Source organism: Paenibacillus sp. UNC496MF, from assembly GCF_900113915.1.
Taxonomy (GTDB): domain Bacteria; phylum Bacillota; class Bacilli; order Paenibacillales; family Paenibacillaceae; genus Paenibacillus_Z; species Paenibacillus_Z artemisiicola.
On the sequence record NZ_FORE01000006.1, the window covers coordinates 630,404 to 650,270 of the forward strand.

16 protein-coding genes and 1 tRNA gene are annotated in these 19,867 nt (G+C 68.9%); 3 read left to right on the top strand and 14 right to left on the bottom strand.

Going from position 1 to position 19,867, the window contains the following annotated elements; all coding sequences use genetic code 11:
• Window positions 1–334: 334 nt before the first annotated feature.
• Entirely contained in the window at window positions 335–1,357 is a 1,023-nt protein-coding gene (locus BMZ79_RS11335; RefSeq protein WP_090639900.1) for a zinc-dependent alcohol dehydrogenase, read from the bottom strand.
• 300 nt (window positions 1,358–1,657) lie between these two features.
• On the opposite strand from BMZ79_RS11335, the gene BMZ79_RS11340 reads away from it, so the two are divergent.
• From BMZ79_RS11340 to BMZ79_RS34685, 3 genes are read left to right on the top strand one after another with little or no spacing between them, the layout of a single operon-like run.
• The gene (locus tag BMZ79_RS11340) at window positions 1,658–2,458 is read left to right on the top strand and encodes a glucosamine-6-phosphate deaminase (protein ID WP_090639902.1); all 801 of its coding nucleotides are present in this window, start codon (window positions 1,658–1,660) and stop codon (window positions 2,456–2,458) included.
• The gene (locus tag BMZ79_RS11345; RefSeq protein ID WP_177222105.1) at window positions 2,455–3,879 is read left to right on the top strand and encodes a M81 family metallopeptidase; all 1,425 of its coding nucleotides are present in this window, start codon (window positions 2,455–2,457) and stop codon (window positions 3,877–3,879) included. The genes BMZ79_RS11340 and BMZ79_RS11345 overlap by 4 nt, the downstream gene beginning before the upstream one ends.
• A gap of 7 nt (window positions 3,880–3,886) precedes the next feature.
• The gene (locus BMZ79_RS34685) at window positions 3,887–4,039 is read left to right on the top strand and encodes a hypothetical protein (RefSeq protein WP_218154685.1); all 153 of its coding nucleotides are present in this window, start codon (window positions 3,887–3,889) and stop codon (window positions 4,037–4,039) included.
• Window positions 4,040–4,604: 565 nt separating this feature from the next.
• Here the strand turns inward: BMZ79_RS34685 and BMZ79_RS11350 are convergent.
• The 13 genes from BMZ79_RS11350 to BMZ79_RS35490 form a co-directional block, all read right to left on the bottom strand.
• A complete protein-coding gene (locus tag BMZ79_RS11350) occupies window positions 4,605–5,222 on the bottom strand; it encodes a glycerol-3-phosphate acyltransferase (protein ID WP_090639906.1) in 618 nt (205 codons plus the stop codon).
• Entirely contained in the window at window positions 5,219–6,325 is a 1,107-nt protein-coding gene (locus tag BMZ79_RS11355; RefSeq protein ID WP_090639908.1) for a glycosyltransferase, read from the bottom strand. Before BMZ79_RS11355 ends, BMZ79_RS11350 begins: the two co-directional genes overlap by 4 nt.
• Window positions 6,326–6,622: 297 nt before the next feature.
• Window positions 6,623–7,258, bottom strand: coding sequence for a nucleotidyltransferase family protein (locus tag BMZ79_RS11360; RefSeq protein WP_090639910.1), 636 nt, complete (start codon window positions 7,256–7,258; stop codon window positions 6,623–6,625).
• Complete coding sequence (locus tag BMZ79_RS11365; protein WP_177222106.1) at window positions 7,255–8,460, bottom strand: XdhC family protein; 1,206 nt, start codon at window positions 8,458–8,460, stop codon at window positions 7,255–7,257. Before BMZ79_RS11365 ends, BMZ79_RS11360 begins: the two co-directional genes overlap by 4 nt.
• A complete protein-coding gene (locus tag BMZ79_RS11370) occupies window positions 8,453–8,923 on the bottom strand; it encodes a (2Fe-2S)-binding protein (protein ID WP_090639915.1) in 471 nt (156 codons plus the stop codon). Before BMZ79_RS11370 ends, BMZ79_RS11365 begins: the two co-directional genes overlap by 8 nt.
• Window positions 8,920–9,759, bottom strand: coding sequence for an FAD binding domain-containing protein (locus tag BMZ79_RS11375; protein ID WP_090639918.1), 840 nt, complete (start codon window positions 9,757–9,759; stop codon window positions 8,920–8,922). The genes BMZ79_RS11370 and BMZ79_RS11375 overlap by 4 nt, the downstream gene beginning before the upstream one ends.
• Complete coding sequence (locus BMZ79_RS11380; protein ID WP_090639920.1) at window positions 9,756–12,083, bottom strand: xanthine dehydrogenase family protein molybdopterin-binding subunit; 2,328 nt, start codon at window positions 12,081–12,083, stop codon at window positions 9,756–9,758. The genes BMZ79_RS11375 and BMZ79_RS11380 overlap by 4 nt, the downstream gene beginning before the upstream one ends.
• Before the next feature lie 355 nt (window positions 12,084–12,438).
• The gene (locus tag BMZ79_RS11385) at window positions 12,439–12,963 is read right to left on the bottom strand and encodes an RNA polymerase sigma factor (RefSeq protein WP_090639923.1); all 525 of its coding nucleotides are present in this window, start codon (window positions 12,961–12,963) and stop codon (window positions 12,439–12,441) included.
• Window positions 12,960–13,169: a hypothetical protein gene (locus BMZ79_RS11390; protein ID WP_090639925.1), complete on the bottom strand. Its 210-nt coding sequence runs from the start codon at window positions 13,167–13,169 to the stop codon at window positions 12,960–12,962. The genes BMZ79_RS11385 and BMZ79_RS11390 overlap by 4 nt, the downstream gene beginning before the upstream one ends.
• Before the next feature lie 450 nt (window positions 13,170–13,619).
• Window positions 13,620–13,691 (bottom strand) — tRNA-Lys (locus BMZ79_RS11395).
• Between the two features lie 516 nt (window positions 13,692–14,207).
• Entirely contained in the window at window positions 14,208–14,432 is a 225-nt protein-coding gene (locus BMZ79_RS11400) for a hypothetical protein (protein ID WP_090639928.1), read from the bottom strand.
• Window positions 14,413–14,784, bottom strand: a complete 372-nt coding sequence (locus BMZ79_RS11405) for a hypothetical protein (RefSeq protein ID WP_090639930.1) — start codon at window positions 14,782–14,784, stop codon at window positions 14,413–14,415. Before BMZ79_RS11405 ends, BMZ79_RS11400 begins: the two co-directional genes overlap by 20 nt.
• 94 nt (window positions 14,785–14,878) lie before the next feature.
• The gene (locus BMZ79_RS35490) at window positions 14,879–19,837 is read right to left on the bottom strand and encodes an HAD-IC family P-type ATPase (RefSeq protein ID WP_371263670.1); all 4,959 of its coding nucleotides are present in this window, start codon (window positions 19,835–19,837) and stop codon (window positions 14,879–14,881) included.
• Window positions 19,838–19,867: the final 30 nt, after the last annotated feature.

A 19,867-nucleotide genomic window follows, 5' to 3' on the forward strand; every position in this document is an offset into this window, starting at 1 on the left:
TTGGATTCCGACCTTTGAATGACGGGCTTCAGGCTTCAGGCATTGGAATTTGGACGCGTGCTGCGCGATGACATGCGGGAAGGCTTGCGGCCGCTAACGCGGGGCGAACGGTTCATGCCGTTAAGGATGGGTCCGGCGCCGGGATGCGCGCCGGCACGCCGGGGCGCGCGATTGGCTACGCCCGCCCCGCCCGCTCCGGACCGCCCCGGCCCGGCAGCAAGAAGCCCGGCCGCCCTCTGCCAGCCCGGTCGCATCCGCTTCTGCCGTGCGACCATGAACGGCGAAAAGCCCGGCCGCCTCGGCCGGGCTTTTTGGCGCTCGATTGCCGAGCTCCCTATTCGTTCACCATGACCATCTTGATGGCCGACCCTCGGTCGTCGCGCAGCGCCTTCATCGCGTCCGGGAACTCGCCCAGCGCGAACGTATGCGAGATGAGCGCGTCGCCGTCGACGGCGCCCGACTTCAGCAGCTCGATGCATTTCGGGAAATACAGCGCCGGCGTCGCGTGGGAGGCCCGCAGCTGCAGTTTCTTGAAGTGGAATTCGTTCGCGTCGAACGAGATGCTCGCGCCCGCGCCGTATTCGATGCCGATGAAGCCGATCACGCCGCCCGTCCGCGCCGCCTTGAACGCCGGCGGGATCGTCTGCGGCGGCGCCGTGACGAGCACCCGGTCCACGCCGCCGCGTTCGAACTCGTACGTCTCCAGCGGCGTCTTGTCCGTGTAGATGATCTCGTCCGCCCCGAACGCGAGCGCCGTCTCGATGCGCTTGACGGAGTGGGAACGGGCCGCCGCGTAGATTTTGCGCGCGCCCCGCAGCTTCGCGAGCCGTAGGGCCATCAGGCCGATCGGCCCGAGGCCCAGCACCAGCACGTCGTCGCCCATGCGGATGTCGACCGTCTCGGTCAGGTCGACCGCGACGCCGAGCGGCTCCACGAGCGACGCGACCGCGAAGGACAGCCCCTCGAACGGCACGACGACCTCCTTCGGCGCGACGACGTATTCGGCAAAGCCCATGGAGAAGCGGCGTCCCCAGAAGCTCGGCCCCTTGTTGCACAAGTCGTACCGGCCGTCCCGGCACCATTCGCACGTCCGGCAAAACGTGCTCGTCTCCAGCGTCACCGACGCGCCGGCGCCGACATGCCCGACGCGCGCGCCCGCTTCGACCACGACGCCCGCGATTTCGTGCCCGATTGCCTCCCAGCCGGCCGCGGCCGACTTCACGCTCGTCATGTCCGTGCCGCAGATCCCGCACGCTTTGACGCGGATCAGCACCTCGTCCTCGCCGATCGCCCCCAGCTCGCCCTCGCGCAGCTCGAATTGAAACGGCGCCTTGGCATACCATGCTTTCGTCTTCATTCCCGTATCCTCCCCGGCCCATCCTATTTCGTCCTTCCGACAACTCCATTATAAGCCCGCGCGCGGATTCGGACAGTCCGTTATCGCGCCAAGCCGCGCCGCCCCCTAGCCGCCGCGGACCCGCTGTCGCCCGCATGCCCCGCTTCCCGCGCTCCGCCGGGCGGCCGGATGTCAAATCCGTGCACCAAATGTTCGGTTTCCTTCATCGACTTTTCCGGCGCCCTTTGCCATGCTTAAGGGACGAACGGGTCCCCGGCGGCGCGCGCCGTTAACCCCGTTAACCGAAGGAGGCCGCCTTACATGAACATTCGCGTTTTGCCGCTTGACCGGATCGGCGCCAGCATCGCCGACGAGATCGCGGAGGTCGTCGCCGCGAAGCCGGACGCCCTGATCGCCTGGACGACCGGCAACACCCCGCTGCGCACCGGCATTTACCGGGAGCTCATCGCGCGGGAGCAGGCGGGCGCCGCCGATCTGTCCTCCTGCTGGTTCGTCAACCCCGACGAACAGCTCGGCATCCCCCGCGAGCACGAGGAAAGCTACCATGCCTACATGAAGCGCCACTTCTTCGACCATATCCGCCATCCCGAGGAGCGCCGCTTCATCCCGGACGGCGCGGCGGAGCGCCCCGAGGACGAATGCGAGCGCATGGAGCGGTTCATCGAGGCGCGCGGCGGCATCGATTACCAGCTCGTCGGCCTCGGCATCAACGGCCACATCTGCTTCATCGAGCCGGCCCCCTCGCTGCCCGCGCGTTCCTTCGTGACGCCGATCGCGGACGTCAACCGGCAGCTGTACGCGCCGCTGTTCGGCGGCCGGCTGGAGGACGTGCCGACGGCGGCCGTGACGTTCGGCTGGGGCACCGTGACGCGTTCCCGCCGGATCGTCCTCGTCGCGGTCGGCCGGGAGAAGGCCGAGATCGTCGCCCGGGCGCTGCGCGGACCGATCACGACCGAATGCCCGGCGACCGTGCTGCAGCTGCATCCGAACGTCGAGGTCGTGCTGGACGAAGCCGCGGCGGAGCTCTACCTGCAGGCCGAAGCCGAATCGGCCGCGCGCCGCGTGAGCCGTTCCGAATCGGCCGGGGAGCCGGCGCGATGAGGATCGCGGTCGCCGGCCTGATGCACGAGACCAATACGTTCACGGCGCTGCGGACGGGTTTGGGGGACTTCACCGTCGCGGAAGGCTCCGCCGTGCATGGCGTCGCGCGTTGGAAGGGGACCGTGTTCGCCGGCGCGCTCGAGACGCTGGCCGGGCTCGGGGCCGAGCCGGTCCCGGTCTACTTCGCCCGCGCACTGCCTTCCGGCCAGATCGAAGCCGAGGCGTTCGAGGCGATGTGCCGCGGCATCGTGGACGGCATCGCCGGCTGCGGACCGCTCGACGGCGTCTGCCTCGCGCTGCACGGCTCGATGTGCGCGGAAGGCTGCGACGACGCCGAAGGCGAGCTGCTGGCGCGGCTGCGGGCCGCGATCGGCTCGGCGCTGCCGGTCGTCTGCGCGCTCGACATGCACGCGACCGTGACGGCGGCGATGATCGCGCACGCGGACGGGTTCGCCGCGTACCGGACGGCGCCGCACGTCGACGAATACGACACCGGCGCACGCGCCGCGCACCTGCTGCACGGCGCCGTGGCGTCCGGCAGGAAGCTCGCGAACGAGTGGACCGCCATTCCCATGCTGCTCGCGGGCGAGCAGTCCGAGACCGGCGCCGAGCCGATGCGCGGGCTGATGGACGCGCTCCGCCGCGAAGAAGACGCGCCGGGCGTGCGCAGCGCCTCCTTCCTGCTCGGCTTCCCGTGGGCGGACTCGCCGCACGGCGGCTGCGCGGCCGTCGTCAGCGGCTGCGCGGAGGACCGCGAGCAGCTGCGCCAAGCGGCCGCCCGGCTCGCGGAGCTGTTCTGGGCGAAGCGGCGCGATTTCGCCTTCTCCACCGAGGCGGCGCCGCTCGAGGAGGCGCTCGATCGCGCCGAGCGCGAACCGCGGAAGCCGGTCGTCCTCTCGGACGCCGGCGACAACCCGACGGCCGGCGCGTCGCAGGACGTCTCGCTCGTCGTCCGGGCGCTGCTCGACCGCCAGGCCCGTCGCGCGCTCGTCGCCGCCGTCTGCGATCCCGGCTCCGTGCAGGCTTGCGCGGCCGCCGGGTCCGGCGGGAGCGCCGACCTGCTGCTGGGCCGGCTGGACCCGTACGCGGCCGGGCCGACGCCGCTGCCGCTGCGGGTGCGCGTCGTCCGCACCGGCACGGTGCACGGCGTCGCCTATGCCGTCGCGGCCGCCGCCGGCGTCACGATCGTCGTCTCGGACCGGCGCGTCGCCGTGTACGATCCGGCGATTCTGGAGACGCTCGGGCTGGAGCTCGAGACGTTCGACCTGATCGTCGTCAAGAGCGGCTACCTGAGCCCCGCCTACAAAACGCTTGCGGCGCGCGCGATCCTCGCGCTGACGCCGGGCGACACCAACGCGCTGCTCGCCGAGCTGCCCTACCGGCGGCTGCCGCGGCCGATCTTTCCGCTGGACGCGATGTAGGGCGGAAGTGCAGAAGGAGGCCTGGGAAAGCTGGGGGAGCAAGACGATGGCCGCGGCCGGCAAGTTCGCGGCTGAATCTTCGCTGGACGCGATGTGGGTGAGGGTACGGCACCTCGATTCGCATCGCAGGCGGGAGAACCACCGATATTACGGCCGTTGATGATTTACGGCGTGAACGATGCCTAGTCGCACGAAAGCCCGGCCTGTGCAGGCCGGGCTTTTTGGGGTGATTTCTGGATCGCTTGCGATAGGCACGACTGTCCCCGGCGTAAGCGGCGTGCGCTCCACTTTGGCGGACACAGCTGCCGTTATTTCGTTGAAAACGGTGTTTCTCGCCATTAAGCGGCCACACGTTCCGCTATTTGAAGGTTAGGCCGCCGAATTCCCCTCGATCAGCCCGAATAACGGCTCCTGTGGCCGCATAACTCCGAATACCCAACCTTTCACGCCATTAACGGCTTTCCTGTCCGCTCAGCTAGCTCAGCTTGCCGCGAAGATGTTCGCGCGAGGCTAGCGGCCCGACGCCTTTGGCGGCGACGCTCAGGAGTATCCGCCCCGGCGCAACGAGCGCACCCGAACTACCTTCCTCGCGCGCCATGCCTCACTAACTCCCTCGGCACAACGAGCGCTCCGAACCGCCTTCCTCGCCGTCCACGGATCGCTCTGGCAGTCCCCGTGTCCGCCTCCTCGCCCTCGGCGAATCCGCCCTCCTCGCCACGCGCGCGCTACCGCCCCCGGCTGGCCTGCACCTGCGCGAGGAACCGCCGCAGCTCCCGCCGGTGCGAGTACGCGAGCAGCCCGAAGCTGACAAACCCGAACAGCACCGTCGCGCCCGGATAGCCGGCGACGGCCAGATAGCCCGTCAGCAGCAGCATGCCGGCCACGACCTGGAAGCCGTCCGCCGCCGAGGTGGTCGGCTTGCCCCGCGTGAACAGCCGGGAGCCGGCCAGCAGCGCCGCCAAAATGACGGCATAAGCAAGCGAGGCGGCGAAGCCCGTCAGTCCGCTCCATACCCCGAACGTCACGGCGATCGCCTTGCCGCCCCGCCCGCGCAGGAACGGGGAGAACATATGCCCGAGAATCGCGGCGGCGGCGGGCAGCACGAGGCCGTATCCGGCCAGGGCGCCCGACGCGGCGAGCGCGAAGAGCGGGGCGCAGCCTTTCAGAAAATCCAACGCGATGCCGGCCAGCCCGTACGAATAGCCCGCCGATTTCCACAAATTGATCGCGCCCGGATTGCCGTCGCCGACGTCGCGCAAATTATGGTTCGCCAGCAGGCCGAGCCAGTACGAGAACATCAGGGAGCCGCACAGAAAAGACAGAACCGTCCACGCGATGATCATCGATTTTTTCGGCCTCCCACCTCGATGCGCCTTCCCTTCCACGCGACGCGGCCCAGGAAGACGACCTGGTACGCCGAGTACGCCATCACAACCAGGAAAAACGCCGTGCTCAGCATATGGATCGCCGGCAGCCACCGGCCGAAACGCCCCGTATAGCGCACGAAATAATAAATCTGCGCCGTGTAGAACACATAGCCGGCGACGAACGGCCAAGCCCAGGACGTGCCGAGCAGAAAGGGCGCCGCCTCCGCGGCGATCAGCCCGACGAGCCACGCGGCCACGAGCGCGATCGTCCGTCCGTTCAGCTTGCCCGTGCTGAGCACCGCGCCTTTGCTGAAGCCTTCGATCTCGCTGCGGATCCCGCCGGGGTACATGCGGAAGGACACCATGCCGCGGCCGATGAAATTCGTGACCGGAATGCCGGCCTCCATGAATTTGGCGCCCAGGTTCAGGTCGTCCAGCAGCTCGGATTTGATCGCTTCGTGGCCCTGCGCCCGTTCGTAATCGTCCCGCGCCGTCAGGATGCACGATCCGTACAGCCCTTTCTTCGGATTGGCCCGCTCGAACTTGGACGTGAACGCGAATAGCCCGAGGATGTTCGCGATGAGCGCCAGCCGCTCGTAAAACCGTTCCGTCAGGTGGAACGGCACCACGGAGACGACGCCCCCCGCCTTCGCCCGTTCCGCCAGCAGCGACGCCAGCGCGTCCGGCGCAAGCCGCACGTCCGCGTCGAGAAAGGCGATCAGCTCCCCGGACGAACGCTTGTAGCCGTTCCAGACGGCCCAGTTTTTGCCCGTCCAGCCCGGCGGCGGCGGCGTGCCGCCGACGACCGTGACGCCGAAGCGCTCCGCGACGGCCCGCGTATCGTCCTCCGAGCCGTCGTCCACGACGATGATTTCGAACGGCCGGCGCGTCTGCGCCTGCAGCGAACCCAGCAGGTGAGGCAGATTGCGCGCCTCGTTGCGCGCCGGGATGACGACGGACAGCCTGCCGCCCGCCGGCGCGTCCGAAGGGCGGGCAAGAGGAATCGTATTCGCGCGAAACAAGACCAAGCCCGCGGCGCAACCGCACGCCAGCAAAGCCGCCAGCAGCAGCAAGCCCATATCCCCACCCCCGTATAGTTCCAGGATATGAATCTATCATAAGAGATATTGCTAGAAACTTCCATGGTTTGTAAACCGGCGGAGAAAATTTCAAAAAACGCCACGACGGCGCGCGCGAGGGCTTGTCCGGGCGCCGGAGCGGCGGGGATGGCCGCTCGAAAGGCAGGCGGGACGACCGCCGGCCCGCGCGCTGCGGCCGAGCCGGCCGCGCGCCGTCGGCGCTCGTTGGCCTGCGGCCAAGCTGCCGGTGGCGGGCACAGCTCCAGTCGTGCTCCCGCTCGCCCAAGACAGAAGCCCTCAACCCGGCCCCGGCCCGCCCTCCTCCCGCGCCAAGCGCGCCTCCAGCTCCGCCAGCCCTTCGGGCGTGTCGGCGTCCAGCCCCCACGCCGCGTCGGCGAACGGGACGACCCGCAGCGCGGAGCGGTGCCGGGCGAGGATGGACTTGCCGCCTTCGTCGCCGCCCAGCGCCGCGAACGCCGCGTACAGCCCGGCGTCGAACAGCACGGGATGGCCCGGCGCGCCGGCATAGGCGGGCCGCACGATGCGGACGCCCTCGCCGCGGCCCCGGCCGTACTCCCGCAGCAAAGCGTCGACGACGGCCCGCGGGACGAGCGGCTGGTCGGCCAGGAACACGAACGCCGCCTCCGTCCGGTCCGCCAGCGCCGCGATCCCGGTCCGCAGCGAGGACGCCATCCCCGTCCGGTATGCCGGGTTCTCGGCGATCTCGATGCGCGCGCCGAACGGAGCCGCCGACGCGGCAAGCTCCCGGATGCGGTGTCCCCCGACCAGGACGACCGGCGACAGCCCCGCCTTGAGCGCGGTCTCCGCCGCATAATGGAACAGCGGCTTGCCCGCCAAAGGAACGAGGGGCTTGAACCGCCCCATCCGCGTCGACAGGCCGGCGGCGAGAATCACGGCGCCGACCCGGCTCACGCCGGCCTCCGGCGCCGGCCGCTCCGGTGCGCGATCAGCTCCGCGACGATGCTGACCGCGATCTCCTCCGGCCCTTCGGCGCCGATGTCCGCGCCGACCGGCGCGCGCAGCCAGCCGGGCACGGGATCCGGCGCGACCAGCCGCTCCGTCCGGCCCCGCGCCCCCAAGACGCCGGCGTAGCGCGGCGGCGCCTGCAGCAGCCGCCGCACGATCTGCCGGTCCTGCGCGAAGCCGTGCGTCATGACGAGCACGAAGGCGTCCGCGGGAATCGGATGCCGCGCGAGGTACGTCTCCGGATGGAGGGCGACGAGCCGCGCGTCCGGATAATGCGCCGCGCTGCACCTCGCCTCGCGCGGGTCGACGACCGTGACGGCGAAGTCCGCAGCCGCCGCCAGCCGGACCAGCAGCTCGGTATCGGGCCCCGCGCCGAAGACGATCAGCCGCTCCGGCGGCCGGTAGAGCTCCAGCAGCAGCGCTCCTTCTCCTGCCGGCAGCGGCACGATCGCGATCGCCGCGCCGCTCGCGAGGAACCGGCCGAGCGCCGGGAGCAGCCATCCGTCCGCCGTGCCAAGCCCCGCCGCGCTCCCGAACGTCTCGCCGTCCTCCGCGTAAAACAACCCGGCGACATCTTCCCGCTTCCCCCCGCATCCGGAAACGCCTCCGGCATCGGGATCATCCCCGCGCTCCGGCCGCAAAGCGGCCTCGGCCGGCCGAGACGGCGCCTCGGAATTCGGATGCGGCCTCGCCCCGCTCGCCTCGTCCTCGGCACCGATCGCCAGGCATTCGCCGCGCAGCCGCCGCGCATGCACCAGGCGCGCGCCCCGCTCCAGGCACGCCGACGCGCGCGCCCAGAGGGACGCGCCGCCGCCGGCCCCGTCCGCCCAGGCGCACGGCTCGACGTAGACGGTGACGCGCCCGTTGCAGCCCGCCCCGCGCCCCCAGGACAGATCGTCCTCCGCGCGCAGGTCGTACGTCAGCGACATCGGCCGGCCCACGGCAATGACTTCCCCGGCCCGGTGCGGCAGGTCCTCCTCCAGGCAGCCCGCGCTGATGACCCCATGCGCGGCCCCGTCCTCGCCGATCAGCATTTTGGCCCCCGCGTGCCGGTAGGCCGAGCCTTCGACCGCGATCACCGTCGCCATCGCGCAGCGCTGCCGGCCGAGCGCCTTCAGCGCCCGCAGCATGCGGCAGCGGTCATTCACGACCGAGCACCGCATGGATCGCTTCGCGGATCTCCCGGTAGCTCGTGCAGCGGCAAATATTGGACCGCAGCCATTCCGTCACGACCGCCTCGTCCGCGTCCGGAAACCGTTCGATGAGCGCCTGGCAATTCATGATGAAGCCCGACGTGCAGAAGCCGCATTGAAACGCGAACTTGTCGATGAACGCCTGCTGGATCGGCGCGTCCTCCAAGCCCTCGATGGTCGTGATGCGCATGCCGTGCGTTTCGATGGCCAGCACCAGGCAGGATTTGACCGCGAGGCCGTTCAGCATGACCGTGCAGGCGCCGCAGTCCCCGTTCTCGCAGCCGGCCTTCGCGCCCGTGAGCCCCAAATGCTCGCGCAGCACGCGCAGCAGCGTATCCGCCGAACGGACGACGACGGGCCGCCGCCTGCCGTTGACCCGCAGCTCCATTTCGCCTTTGACGATACCCCGTTCGCTCATAAGCCCCTCCGTTCCAATTCCGCCATCGTATCCCGCAGCGTATTGCGCAGCACGAACGATCGGTACGCCGCCGAGGCGAGGATGTCGCTCAAAATCGGCGCCGGCCATTCCGCGGTCGCGCGGTCGATCCGATCCTCCATGGGGAGCGAGGCGTCGTTCAGGATCGCCTCCAGCCGCGCCGAACGGAACGGAATGTCGCTGACGCCGCTGAACGCGATCCGGATGCCCTCGCCCGTCTTCAGAGCGGCGATGCGGACGACGGGATAATCGATGCGCTCCATCTTCGTCTTCTTGACCGTCACGTAGGGCAGCCCGAAGTACCGGCGGTCGCTGATCACCTGCACGAGCAGTTCGCCCGGCGCGAGCCGCGGCTCGCCGTTCAGGATGTCGGCGACCGGCACGGTCCGCGTCCCGCCCGGACCGGCGAGCACGGCCTCGCCGTCGACGAGCAGGAACGGCAGCAGCGCTTCGCGATAGTAGAACTTTCCGCACAAATTGCCGCCGACGGTGATGCGGTTCCGGTTCGTATGGTCGGCCACGTCCCGCGTCGTGTCCGCGAGCAGCGGGAACAGCGGATGCTCCTCCACCGCGATCAGCGGCACCGCCGCCCCGATGACGAGCCGGTCGCCGCGGAATTCCATGACGCAGCAGTCGGGGATCGCCTTGATGTCGATGACCGCCCCGGTGCGCAGCTGCTCCAGGCGCGCCATGGAGATGATCTCCGAGCCGCCCGCGTAATAGAGCGGCGATTGGCCTCTCGCCTCCGCCTGCCGGTACAGCCGAACCGCCTCGCCGGCGGACGCCGGCCGGAAATATTCGAAATCGTACGAAATCATGGCCGTCCACCGCCCTCCTTATGCCGCCAAATGAGTTCCGGGGTCAGCGGAAGTTCGTTCAGCGGAATGCCGGCCGCGGCTGACAGCGCGTTCGCGAGCGCCGCCGGCATGCCGATCGTGCCGTGCTCCCCGATGCCGCGCGCGCCGTACGGACCGTCGTGATACGGCGTCTCCACGAAGTCCACCACGTACTCCGGCGTTTCCCCGTAGCGCGTGATCTTGTACGTGCGCAGCTGCGGGTTGAGCACCGCGCCCGTCTCGTCGAACAGGAAGCCTTCGCGCGTGGCGAAGCTGAGCCCCATGTTCATGCCGCCCATGATCTGTCCGCGCGCCAGCGCTTCGTTCAGCACGCGGCCGGCGTCGAACACGGACGCCGCCGTCAGAATGCGATAAGTCCAGTCGCGGGTATCGAGCTCGACCTCGACCGCCTGCGCGCCGACGGTCCACTGCGGGCCGGGAACGCCTTTGCCCGTCTCGGGGTCGAGCGTCCGCAGCCCGCGTATCCGGTACGCCCCCCGGCCGATGACCGGCTTCCCGACCGTTTCCCCGTCCGGATACGTGTAGCCGTTCGCGAGGTCGCCGAACGTCAGCCGCCGGTCCGGATCGTCCTTGGCGTACACCTCCCCGCCGGCGGACTCCAGCTCCTCCGGCGAACGCCTCAGCACGAGCGACGCGTTGCGCTTCAGCTGCGCGAGCGCGTCGTCCGCGGCGCCGAGGACCGCCCGGCCGGCCATCATCGACGACGTGCTCGCGACCGTCTTCCAATGCTCGGGGGTCAGCTCCGTGTCGACGTCCATTTTGACGCGAACCCGAGACAGCGGAACATCCATCCGCTCGGCCAGCAGCTGCGCCATCGCGGTCCGGTTCCCCTGCCCGATCTCGCTCGGGCCGACCCCGAGGTTCATGCTGCCGTCCGGATTGAACGTGACGACCGCGCCGCTGCCGGTGTCGATCTTGGACGTGGACGTCTTCCATAGGCAGGCCGCGCCCTTCGCCCTCACCTTGCCGTCCCCCGCTTCGATCCGCCGGCCGTCCTCCCACCGGATCAGCGTCTTCAGCCGCTTGATGCACTGCTCCACGTCGCCCAGGTTGCTGCGGTTCAGCGGCGCCTGCGTCGGCGTCGTGTCGCCCGGCTTGACGGCGTTCAGGAGCCGCAGTGCGAGCGGGTCCATTCCGAGGCGCTCCGCCAGCAGATCCATCGCCCGCTCGATGCAGAAGTGCGATTCCGTGTGGCCGAAGCCCCGGAAGGCCGTCGCGTACGGATGGTTCGTGTACACGCAGAACGAGTCGCAGCGGACGTTGTCGACGCGGTACGGCCCCGTGCAGTCGACCGCCGCCGCCGTCGCCACCGACGGGCCCAGCTCCGTGTAGCCGCCGGTATCGAATAAATACGTGATGTCCACGGCCTGCAGCTTGCCGTCCCGCGAGGCGCCCACCTTCACGGTCGCTTCCAGGCCGATGTGGCTGGGCGAGCCGGCCATGTCCGTCTCCCGGACGTTGTTGATCTTGACGGGCAGTCCCCCGCACGCCTTCGAGGCCAGGTACGCGATATATTCCAGCTGCACGGAGCCCTTCCCGCCGAACGCGCCCCCGACGAAGGGGACGTGCGTCGCGACCTGGGTTTGCTTCAAGCCGAAAAACCGCTCGAACAGCGGTCCCATATGGAAGCCGTCCTGCGTCGAGGACTCGATCCGCACGAGCCCGCTCGGCATGATCTCCACGATGGCGCAGCGCGGCTCCATCGCGCCGTGGTCGGACGTGCGGAACCGCAACGCGGTTTCCACGACCGTCTCGCTGGCCGCCCACCCGGCCGCCATGTCGCCTTTGCGGATGCGGGCGCGGCTGCCGATGTTGGAACGCGGCTCGGGGTACACGTCGCCGTACCGCCGGTACGCGGCCGGGTCGGCGTGCACGAGCGGCGCGTCCGGCAGCAGGGCGGCGCTCGGGGACTTCACGGCCGGCAGCGGCTCGAACGCGGCGCGGATCCGCCCCGCCGCCAGCTTCGCGAGGCGCTCCGTGTCGGCGACGATGACCGCGATCGGCTCGCCGAAATAGCGCACCTTGCCGTGCGCCAGCGGCGGCCGGTCGGCGAGCAGCGGTCCCGTCGGCTCCGGATGCGCCTCCCCGGTCACGACGGCCCGCACGCCTCCGAGCTTCAGCGCGTCGGACGCGTCGATGCCGACGATCCGCGCGTGGGCATGGGGGCTCGTCACCAGCCAGCCGTGCAGCAGGCGGGACGATTCCGTATCGTTCGTATAGCGGGCGAAGCCCGTCACCTTGTCCCGCGACTCCAGCCTCGGCACGCCTTTGCCGATCGTATCCATTGCCGCCGCCCCTCCCTCGCCTGGCCGAATGCGCCGATGCCTTTACGGACGCCTTGTATCATCATATAGCCGCGGGACGTTGTCCTATGCGCGCGGGGGCTTTTCGCCGGCGGCGGCAGGGCGGCAGGGGGCGCGGCTAATGGCGGCACGGAGCATGGGGACGGGGGCACGGCGCGTGGCATGGGGCAAGGCGATGCCGGCCGCAGCCGCGGCCGGGAGCGCCGGGCCGCGCGCCAAAAGCCCACGGCTCAACGCGGGATGGCGGCGTCGCCGCCGCCATCCCCAACCCAAAAAGCCTTCGCCCCTCCGGGGCAAAGGCTTTATCTCGTGTCACGTCTATCGGACGCGAGCTCGCCTACTCCCGCGCCATCGCGCGCAGCTGCTTCCGCGCGCGGTGGATGCGCGTCTTCACGGCGGCCACCGTCAAGCGCTGGACGCGCGCGATCTGCTCGTAGGTCAGGTCGTGCGCGTAGATAAGCAGGAGCGGCTGGCGCAGCAGCGGATCCAGCCGCATGATCAGCCGGAGCGCGTCGGCGACGGCCGAGGCGCGGTCCGGGCCGTCCGCCGCCCCCGCGCTCCAGCGCTCGACCCGGTCCGTCAACAGGACGCGCCCGAACGCTTTGCGGCGATAATCGATCGCCTTGTTCCGCGCGACGGCCGTCATCCACGCCTCGGGATTCGCGGCGTCCCGCACCGAATCGAGCCGGGCATAGATATTCAAAAACACTTCCTGCGCGATGTCCTGCGCCAGATACCGGTCCTTGACGATCGCGTAAGCGGTCGCGTGGACAAGGCGTTCGTACCGCGCGTACAGCCGATTGAACTCTTGCTCCTTCGCGTCCCGCTCCGCCGCGGCGGCTGCTTGCAGAGCCCCGCTCATCGCGCAGCCCCCGTATCGCCGACCGGCGCGGAGGCGGCGAACGGCGCCGCACCGTCGTTCTCGGCCGGGTCGCTGCCGGAAGCTTGTCCGCCCGGGACATTCCCGTAAACGGAAGCGGCTTTGGAATGAAGCGGCCAGCCGCGGCCGGCCGTTAACGTTATCCGCAGCGCGGAGGGCAGCGGCAGGATGAGCAATTTAGGATTCATGTCGGATCGCGCTCCTTCGTCTAACGGCGGCGGTCGTCGCCCCGCCTTGGTCTAGCTCCAGTATACCGCCGCCCTGTTGCCGATTGACGCCGCGATGTATCCGGTTTGCGGCCGACTTGTAACCAACTTGCAAAATAATCGCGCTTCGCGCGCTTTCCAAGACATTCGACGCCCGCCTTGCAGCCGACGGTCGCCTCCGCTTGAAGCCGTGCGCGCGAAATTGTACCGCCAAGCAAGCTGCTGGCCGCGATTCTCGCCATTAATAATTGACAGGGCAAAATGATGCACGCTATATAAGCATCCGCCTGCCGGCTGCGGCAGAAGGAGAAGCGTACCTCGTTCAATCCGCGGGGAATGCCGCATGTTTGACCTCCGACCGTATGCGCAACCCAATCCGCCAACATAAAAAATCCTCCGCCCGCGTAATCGCGAACGGAGGATGATGGGATATAGGCCCGGTGGGGGTCGAACCCACAACCTACCGGTTAAGAGCCGGTTGCTCTGCCATTGAGCTACGGACCTGTATTAAGATAGTTATACAACAATTTGAACGAGCTTGCAAGCCCCCGCCGGAACCGAAAAGTCGGCCGCGAGCTTCGTGCAGCAGCGCTTGCTCGTACCGAACGGCCAGGACGATAAAACGCGCGCTAATCGGGTTTTCGGCGCCTATGGTTATGAAGGGCAGCCTTTGGAGCCGGAAACTGCGGTTTTTGCGCTCATGTCGGTGAGCCTGTCATCTTCTTGCGCGCGAATTCATGACGTTTCCGCTCGTACAGGCGAGCCTGTCACCTCTTTATGCTCGAATCCATCGCGGTTGGACGCGTGTAGGCGAGCCAGTACCGGCAACCGCCCATTCGCCGCCTATAGTTCCGTTAAATTCTCCATTCGAAGCCGCCGCCTAGCGGCCGGAGGTTTCATTAATTCTTGTTGCCGCGATCCGTTCCCGGAACGGCCCCGACGGGGCGCGGAGGCGCGGCGGCAGTACCACGCCGTCTGCAGTCCCACGCCGCCAGGGCCAAGCCCAGGCCCGCCGGACGGTCATCGCAGCCGCGCGAAGGAAATCCAGCTCAGCAGATTGATCCGCGTCTTGACGCCCTTTTCCTTCACCATGCCGTAGAACTCGCCGAGGAAATGCTGCCACTTGCCGCCGAGCTCCTGCTTCGCGGACGGATCGGCCTGCACGTCGTCGATGCTCTGATTGATCGCCTGCTCGAGATGCGCGAGCGCCTCCCGCAGATGCTGGTCAATGGCTTGGCTGGCCATGCGGCGCAACTCCCTTCTCCGCCGCAAACGCGGATTCCGCCGCGATCTCGCGGTCCAGCCGTTTGCGCATCCGTTCGAATTGGGCTTCGGCGACGATGTCTTCGACCTCTTCGCGAGCCGCCCGCAGGGCGTACCGGATCCGATCCGTCACGCCCGCGATCACGCCGGCCGCGGCACCTGCGCCGACTCCCGCATCCATGCCGGCTCCCGCATCCATGCCGGCTTCCTCTCCTTCCCGCGCTCCCGTCCCGGCGAGCGGTCTCAGCGTATTTTTGACGATCGGCAGCAGCGTCGTCGCCGCGAAGGCGAACGCCATGCCCATGATGAGTTTCTCGGTGTTTCGTTCCAGCATGGCCGGATACCTCCTTCTAACATCGTTAAGGTCATTCATGATCTGTTTTCCATTCGATGGGTTCAAAAGCGCTTCGCCGAACGCGACCGCGCCGCTAAGCCGCGATACCGGCCGGCGACAAGGGCGCGGCCCCGGCGCCTTTGCGTTCGAGCAGCGCCAATATCGGCTTGGACAGCCGGGATACCGAACCGGCGACGAGCAAAATCGGCAGCCATTGCCGCGGCGGAATCGGCGAGGTGTGGAAGAACCCGTTCAGCGCCGGCACGTACAGCGCCGCCAGCAGCGCCGCGCAGGATAACGCCATGGCGCCGATCAAATACCGGTCCTCGCGCCACCGGCCCTCCGCCGGCTGCATGCTGCCCTCGCGCCGCCAGGAGAGCGTTTGGCCGAGCTGCCCGGCCACGAGCGTCGCGAACGCGATGCTTTGCGCCACGGGCACCGGCTGTCCGGACGCCAGCGCCAGGCCGAACAGGCCGAGCGCGCCCGCGCCCAGCAGGACGCCGCGCGCGATGACTTTCCGGTACAGCGGCTTGTCCACGATGTCCGTCCGCTCCGTCTGCTTCGCCCGGCCGCCCGGGTTCACGGCCAGCATCATCGCCGGGATCGCGTCCGTCAGCATGTTCATGAGCAGAATCTGAATCGGCACGAGCGGGATCGGCATGCCCAGGATGATCGCCGTGCTCGTGACGAGGATTTCCGCGAGATTGCCGGTCAGCAGGGAGCCGATCGCCTTGCGGATATTGCCGATGATCGTGCGTCCTTCCTTCACGCCGTCCACGATGGAGCCGAACCGGTCCTCCTTCAGCACGATGTCGGCCGTCGCCTTGCTGACCTCCGTCCCGGCGCGCCCCATCGCGATGCCGACGTCGGCCTGCCGGAGCGCGGGGCTGTCGTTCACGCCGTCGCCGGTCATCGCGACGACGTGGCCCTTGCGGCGCAGCATCGCCACGATGCGCTGCTTGTGCTCCGGCGCCATGCGGGCGTAGATGGACACGCGGTCGACGGCCTCCGCCAGCGCCTCGTCGCTCATCCGGTCGAGCTCGTGGCCGGACAGCACGTCGCCCGGCCGGCGGCCGGCGGCGATGCCGATCTGCTCGGCGATGGCGATCGCGGTAATGGGGTGGTCTCCCGTGATCATGACCGGCTTCACGCCGAGCGCCAGCGCTTCTTCGATGCTCGCGCGGACGTCGGCCTTCGGCGGATCGATCATGCCGGCCATGCCGGCATAGATCAGCTCCTTCTCGTCAAGCCCGACCTGGCCGTCGTGCTCGTTCGCCAGCAGGGGACGATACGCGAAGCCGAGCACGCGCAGGGCGCCGCCGGCGAGCCGTTCGCTCTGCGCGAGGATCCGCTGCCGAACCTGATCGTTCAGCGGATATACCTTGCCGTCGTGCTGGTACCGCCCGCAGCGGCGAAGGATCGACTCCACCGCGCCCTTGGAGAAAATCGAGCAGGCGTGGCCGCCGTCCGAGACGTCCCGGCAGACGACGCTCATCTTGCCCGTGCCGGAATCGAACGGCACCTCCGCGCCGCGGTGCCAATGGGCGAGCCGCTCCGGCCGGATGCCGCCCTTGTAAGCCATCGCGAGAAGCGCGCCCTCGGTCGGATCGCCCTGCATCGTCCATTCGTCCCCTGCTCTGTCCAGACGGCTGTTGTTGCACAAGCAGGCGATTTGGAGCACGCGCAGCAGCTCCGGCTGGGTCACGACGGATCCGTTCTCCCCGAACGACGTCCAGCCTTCCTTCAAGCCCTCGTTCAAGCCCTCTTTCAAGCCATCGGCACCGGTCCTCGCCGCCCTTTCCCGGAACCCGCCCGCCGGATCGTAGCCGCTGCCGGATACGTCCCAGGCGTGTCCCACGGAAGCGATCTGCTTGACGGTCATTTCGTTCTTCGTCAACGTGCCGGTCTTATCCGTGCAAATGATGGTGGCCCGGCCCAGCGTCTCGAGCGCCGCCAGCTTGCGGACGTACACGCTGTTCTTGGCCATGCGGAAGAGGCCGGCGCTCAGCCCGATCGTAATGGTGACGGGCAGTCCTTCGGGAATCGCCGAAGCGATCAGCGTAATCGAAGACCCGACCAAGGCCGGAAACGGAATGCCCCGCAGCAGGCCGGCCGCGAATACGACGCTGCCCGCGATGAACGCCCACTTGATGAACCGCTTGCTGATGGACGTGACTTTCGCTTGAAGCGGCGTCTGCGCATGGTCGTCGCGCTTCAGCATGGCCATGAGGCGGCCGATCTCCGTATCCATTCCGGTCCGCACGACGACGCCGAGCGCCTTGCCGCGGGAAATGTCCGTGCCCATGTGAAGCATGCAGCTGCGTTCCGGCAGCGGGCAGTCGCCTCCCGCTTCCGTCTCCAGCTTCGCGACGGGCAGCGATTCCCCGGTCAGCGCGGCTTCGTTGGCCTCCAGATTCCAGGCGCGGACGATCCGAATATCGGCGGGCACCCGATCGCCGGGCTCCAGGCGGACGATGTCGCCGGGCACGAGCTCCGTCGCGCCGATCAGCCGTTCCTCGCCGTCCCGGAGCACCTTGGTGTCGTGCGGCTGAAACCGGTTCAAGCTCTCGACGATCCGCTCGGCCTTCCGTTCCTGGAACGTGCCGATCGCCGCGTTCGCCAACAGCACGGCGCCCATCGCGAGCCCGTCGAACCGTCCGCCCGTCAGGAGGGCGAAAACCGTCGTGCCGAGCAAAATGAGCGTCGTGAATTCCTTGAACTGGCCGAGGTACGAGACGAGCCACGGCGTCGGCGGCTTCTCCGCGAGCCGGTTTGAGCCATAACGCAGTCGCAATGCTTCCGCCTCGCCGTCCGAAAGCCCCTGCTGGACGCGCACGCGGAATCGTTCGGCGGCGCGCTCCCACGGGAGGCCGTGCCACGGAACGGGTGCCGCGTCCGGCACCGGCGGCGTATGGATCGCCGCGGCGCCAACGACCGCCGTCTCCGACGCCGCAGCCGCTTCGCCGTGCGCCGCGAAAGCCGCCGGCCGCGCCGCGCCGCCGGCCGGGAACTCGCGCTGCGCCAGCCGCTGCGTGCGCGATAGGAAGACGAGCGACATCGCATCGCCGGCGAGGTTGGCGAGCGGCGCCCCGATGACGCCCGCCGCGGTGAGCAGCGCGCCGCAGACGGTCCACAGCCGCGTCAGCCTGAAATGCGTCCGGGCCGCCCCGCCGATCCGCCGCGCGGACCGCCGGGCGTCCAGCAGCCGGCCGAGCTCGCCCGGCGAGACGACCGGCGCGCCCCCCTCCTTCAAATACCGGAAGCCGCCGTCTTCGTCGCCGTCCGGCTCGCCGACCAGCAGCACCGGGTCGCCGGCCTGATGTAGCTTGGCGATGCGTTCCGCCACTTCGTACGCCGGCACGTTCAGCCAGTCCGTGCGCAAGCCGAAGCGCTCCATCGCTTCATGACCGAAGCCGGCGCTATCCTCCAGCACGGCCGGCCGCAACCCCTCTTCCCGCGCGCGGGCAAGCATCGCCCGCCATTCGGCGCTCATTTCTTCCACGCGATAGAGCAGTCCGAGGCAGTGCCAGCCGCCGCCCGCCTGCTTCGCCAGGAACAGCACCTCGCAGCCTTTGCTCTCCAGCCGCTTCGCTTCTAAATAATAGGCTTCGTAAGGAATGCCGTGGCGCATCAGACAGGCCAGGCTGCCGAGGCAGTACGGCACGCCGCCGATCAGGCCGCGCATCCCGTCCTCCTCGCGTTCGACGCGGAAGGCGGTGCGCAGCGTCCGGCACGAGTCCTTCGCCTTGCGCAGCACTTCCGCCTTCCATGGATGATTCGCCTTGGCCATCAGGCTCGCGGCCGCGCAAACGAGCTTGTCCGGGTCCTCGTCGTTCGACAGCGACGACGTCTCGCCGAAATCCGCTTCCGCGAGCAGCGACGTACGCTCCAGCAGCAGCGTGCCGGACTGCGCGATATCCGCGAGCGAGACCGCCTCCGGAAGCGGACGGCGCGCTTCGCGGGCCGCCAGCTCGGCCTGCTGCCAAGCCGCTTTCACGGGAATGGTGGCCGGACGCGGATTGGACGCGAGCAGCACCCCGAGCGCCCGCAGCGGGCTGCGCGTCAGCAGCCACGTCGCGCCCGCGGCGGCGAAGCCGAGCCGGCCGGCGCGCTCGCTGTAGGCCCGAATTTCCGGGCTGAGCGGCTGTTCGTCCATGTCGCGGACGCCGAGCCGGCTGCGCTGCCAGTTCATGTACTGCAGCACGGTGAGGCCGCCGAGCACGACAAGGCTTTCACGGAAAAGCGCGAGTCCGAGCGCGGCCGTGCCCAGCACGAGATCGGCGTTCAGCTTCCGCGATGCCGCGAACCGGTCGAAGCCCCGCCGCAAAAACGGATAACCGGTGACGGCCGCGACCGCCCCGGACATATAAAACAAGCCCGGCTTCTCCGCCAAGGCGGATCGGCCGAACGCCAGCTGCTTCGCGCCGAGCGCGAGCAGGCCGCCCATCGCCACGGCGAGCGGCAGAGGCACGCGGCGCGCCGGCAGAGGGGACGCCGTTCTCGCGTCCGCCGTCCTCGCGGGCTCGCCGGGGTCCGGGCGCATTCGCTCGCCCGGCGAATACGCCTGCGCCGGCGGCCCGTCCTCCGCGGGCCCGGCGTGCGGCTCCGAGGCCGGGAGCTCGAGCGCGGCCGCCGCCATGGCGTGCGCCGACGGCAGCGTCACCGCCGGCTCGCCCGCTCGCTGAGCCGCCATCTGATCCCGCTTCGCCGCGGGCTCGGCCGCCATCCCGCCCGGCCCTGCCGCCTGTTCGCCCGCCGCCGGGGCCGCCTGCTCCGCGAACGCGCGCTCCAATTCTTCGAGCCGGCGCCGCAGGGCCGGCTCGGGGAGCAAGCGCTCGTCGTACCGGACGAGCACCCGTCCGGTCACCGCGGAAGCGTCGACGGCGACGATGCCGGGCAGCAGCGCGAGCGCCCTGCGCAAATCGGCTTCCTTCCGCTTGTTCTGCTGCAGTCCCGCGAATTCCAAGCGAATTCGCCCCGGCAAAGAGCGGCAAAAGGGTTCGTGAGGCGTGTGACTGATCATGGTGAGCTCCTTTCGGGGTAAAGGCTGCATGGTTTTAGCGTAGTATACGCAGGATGATTC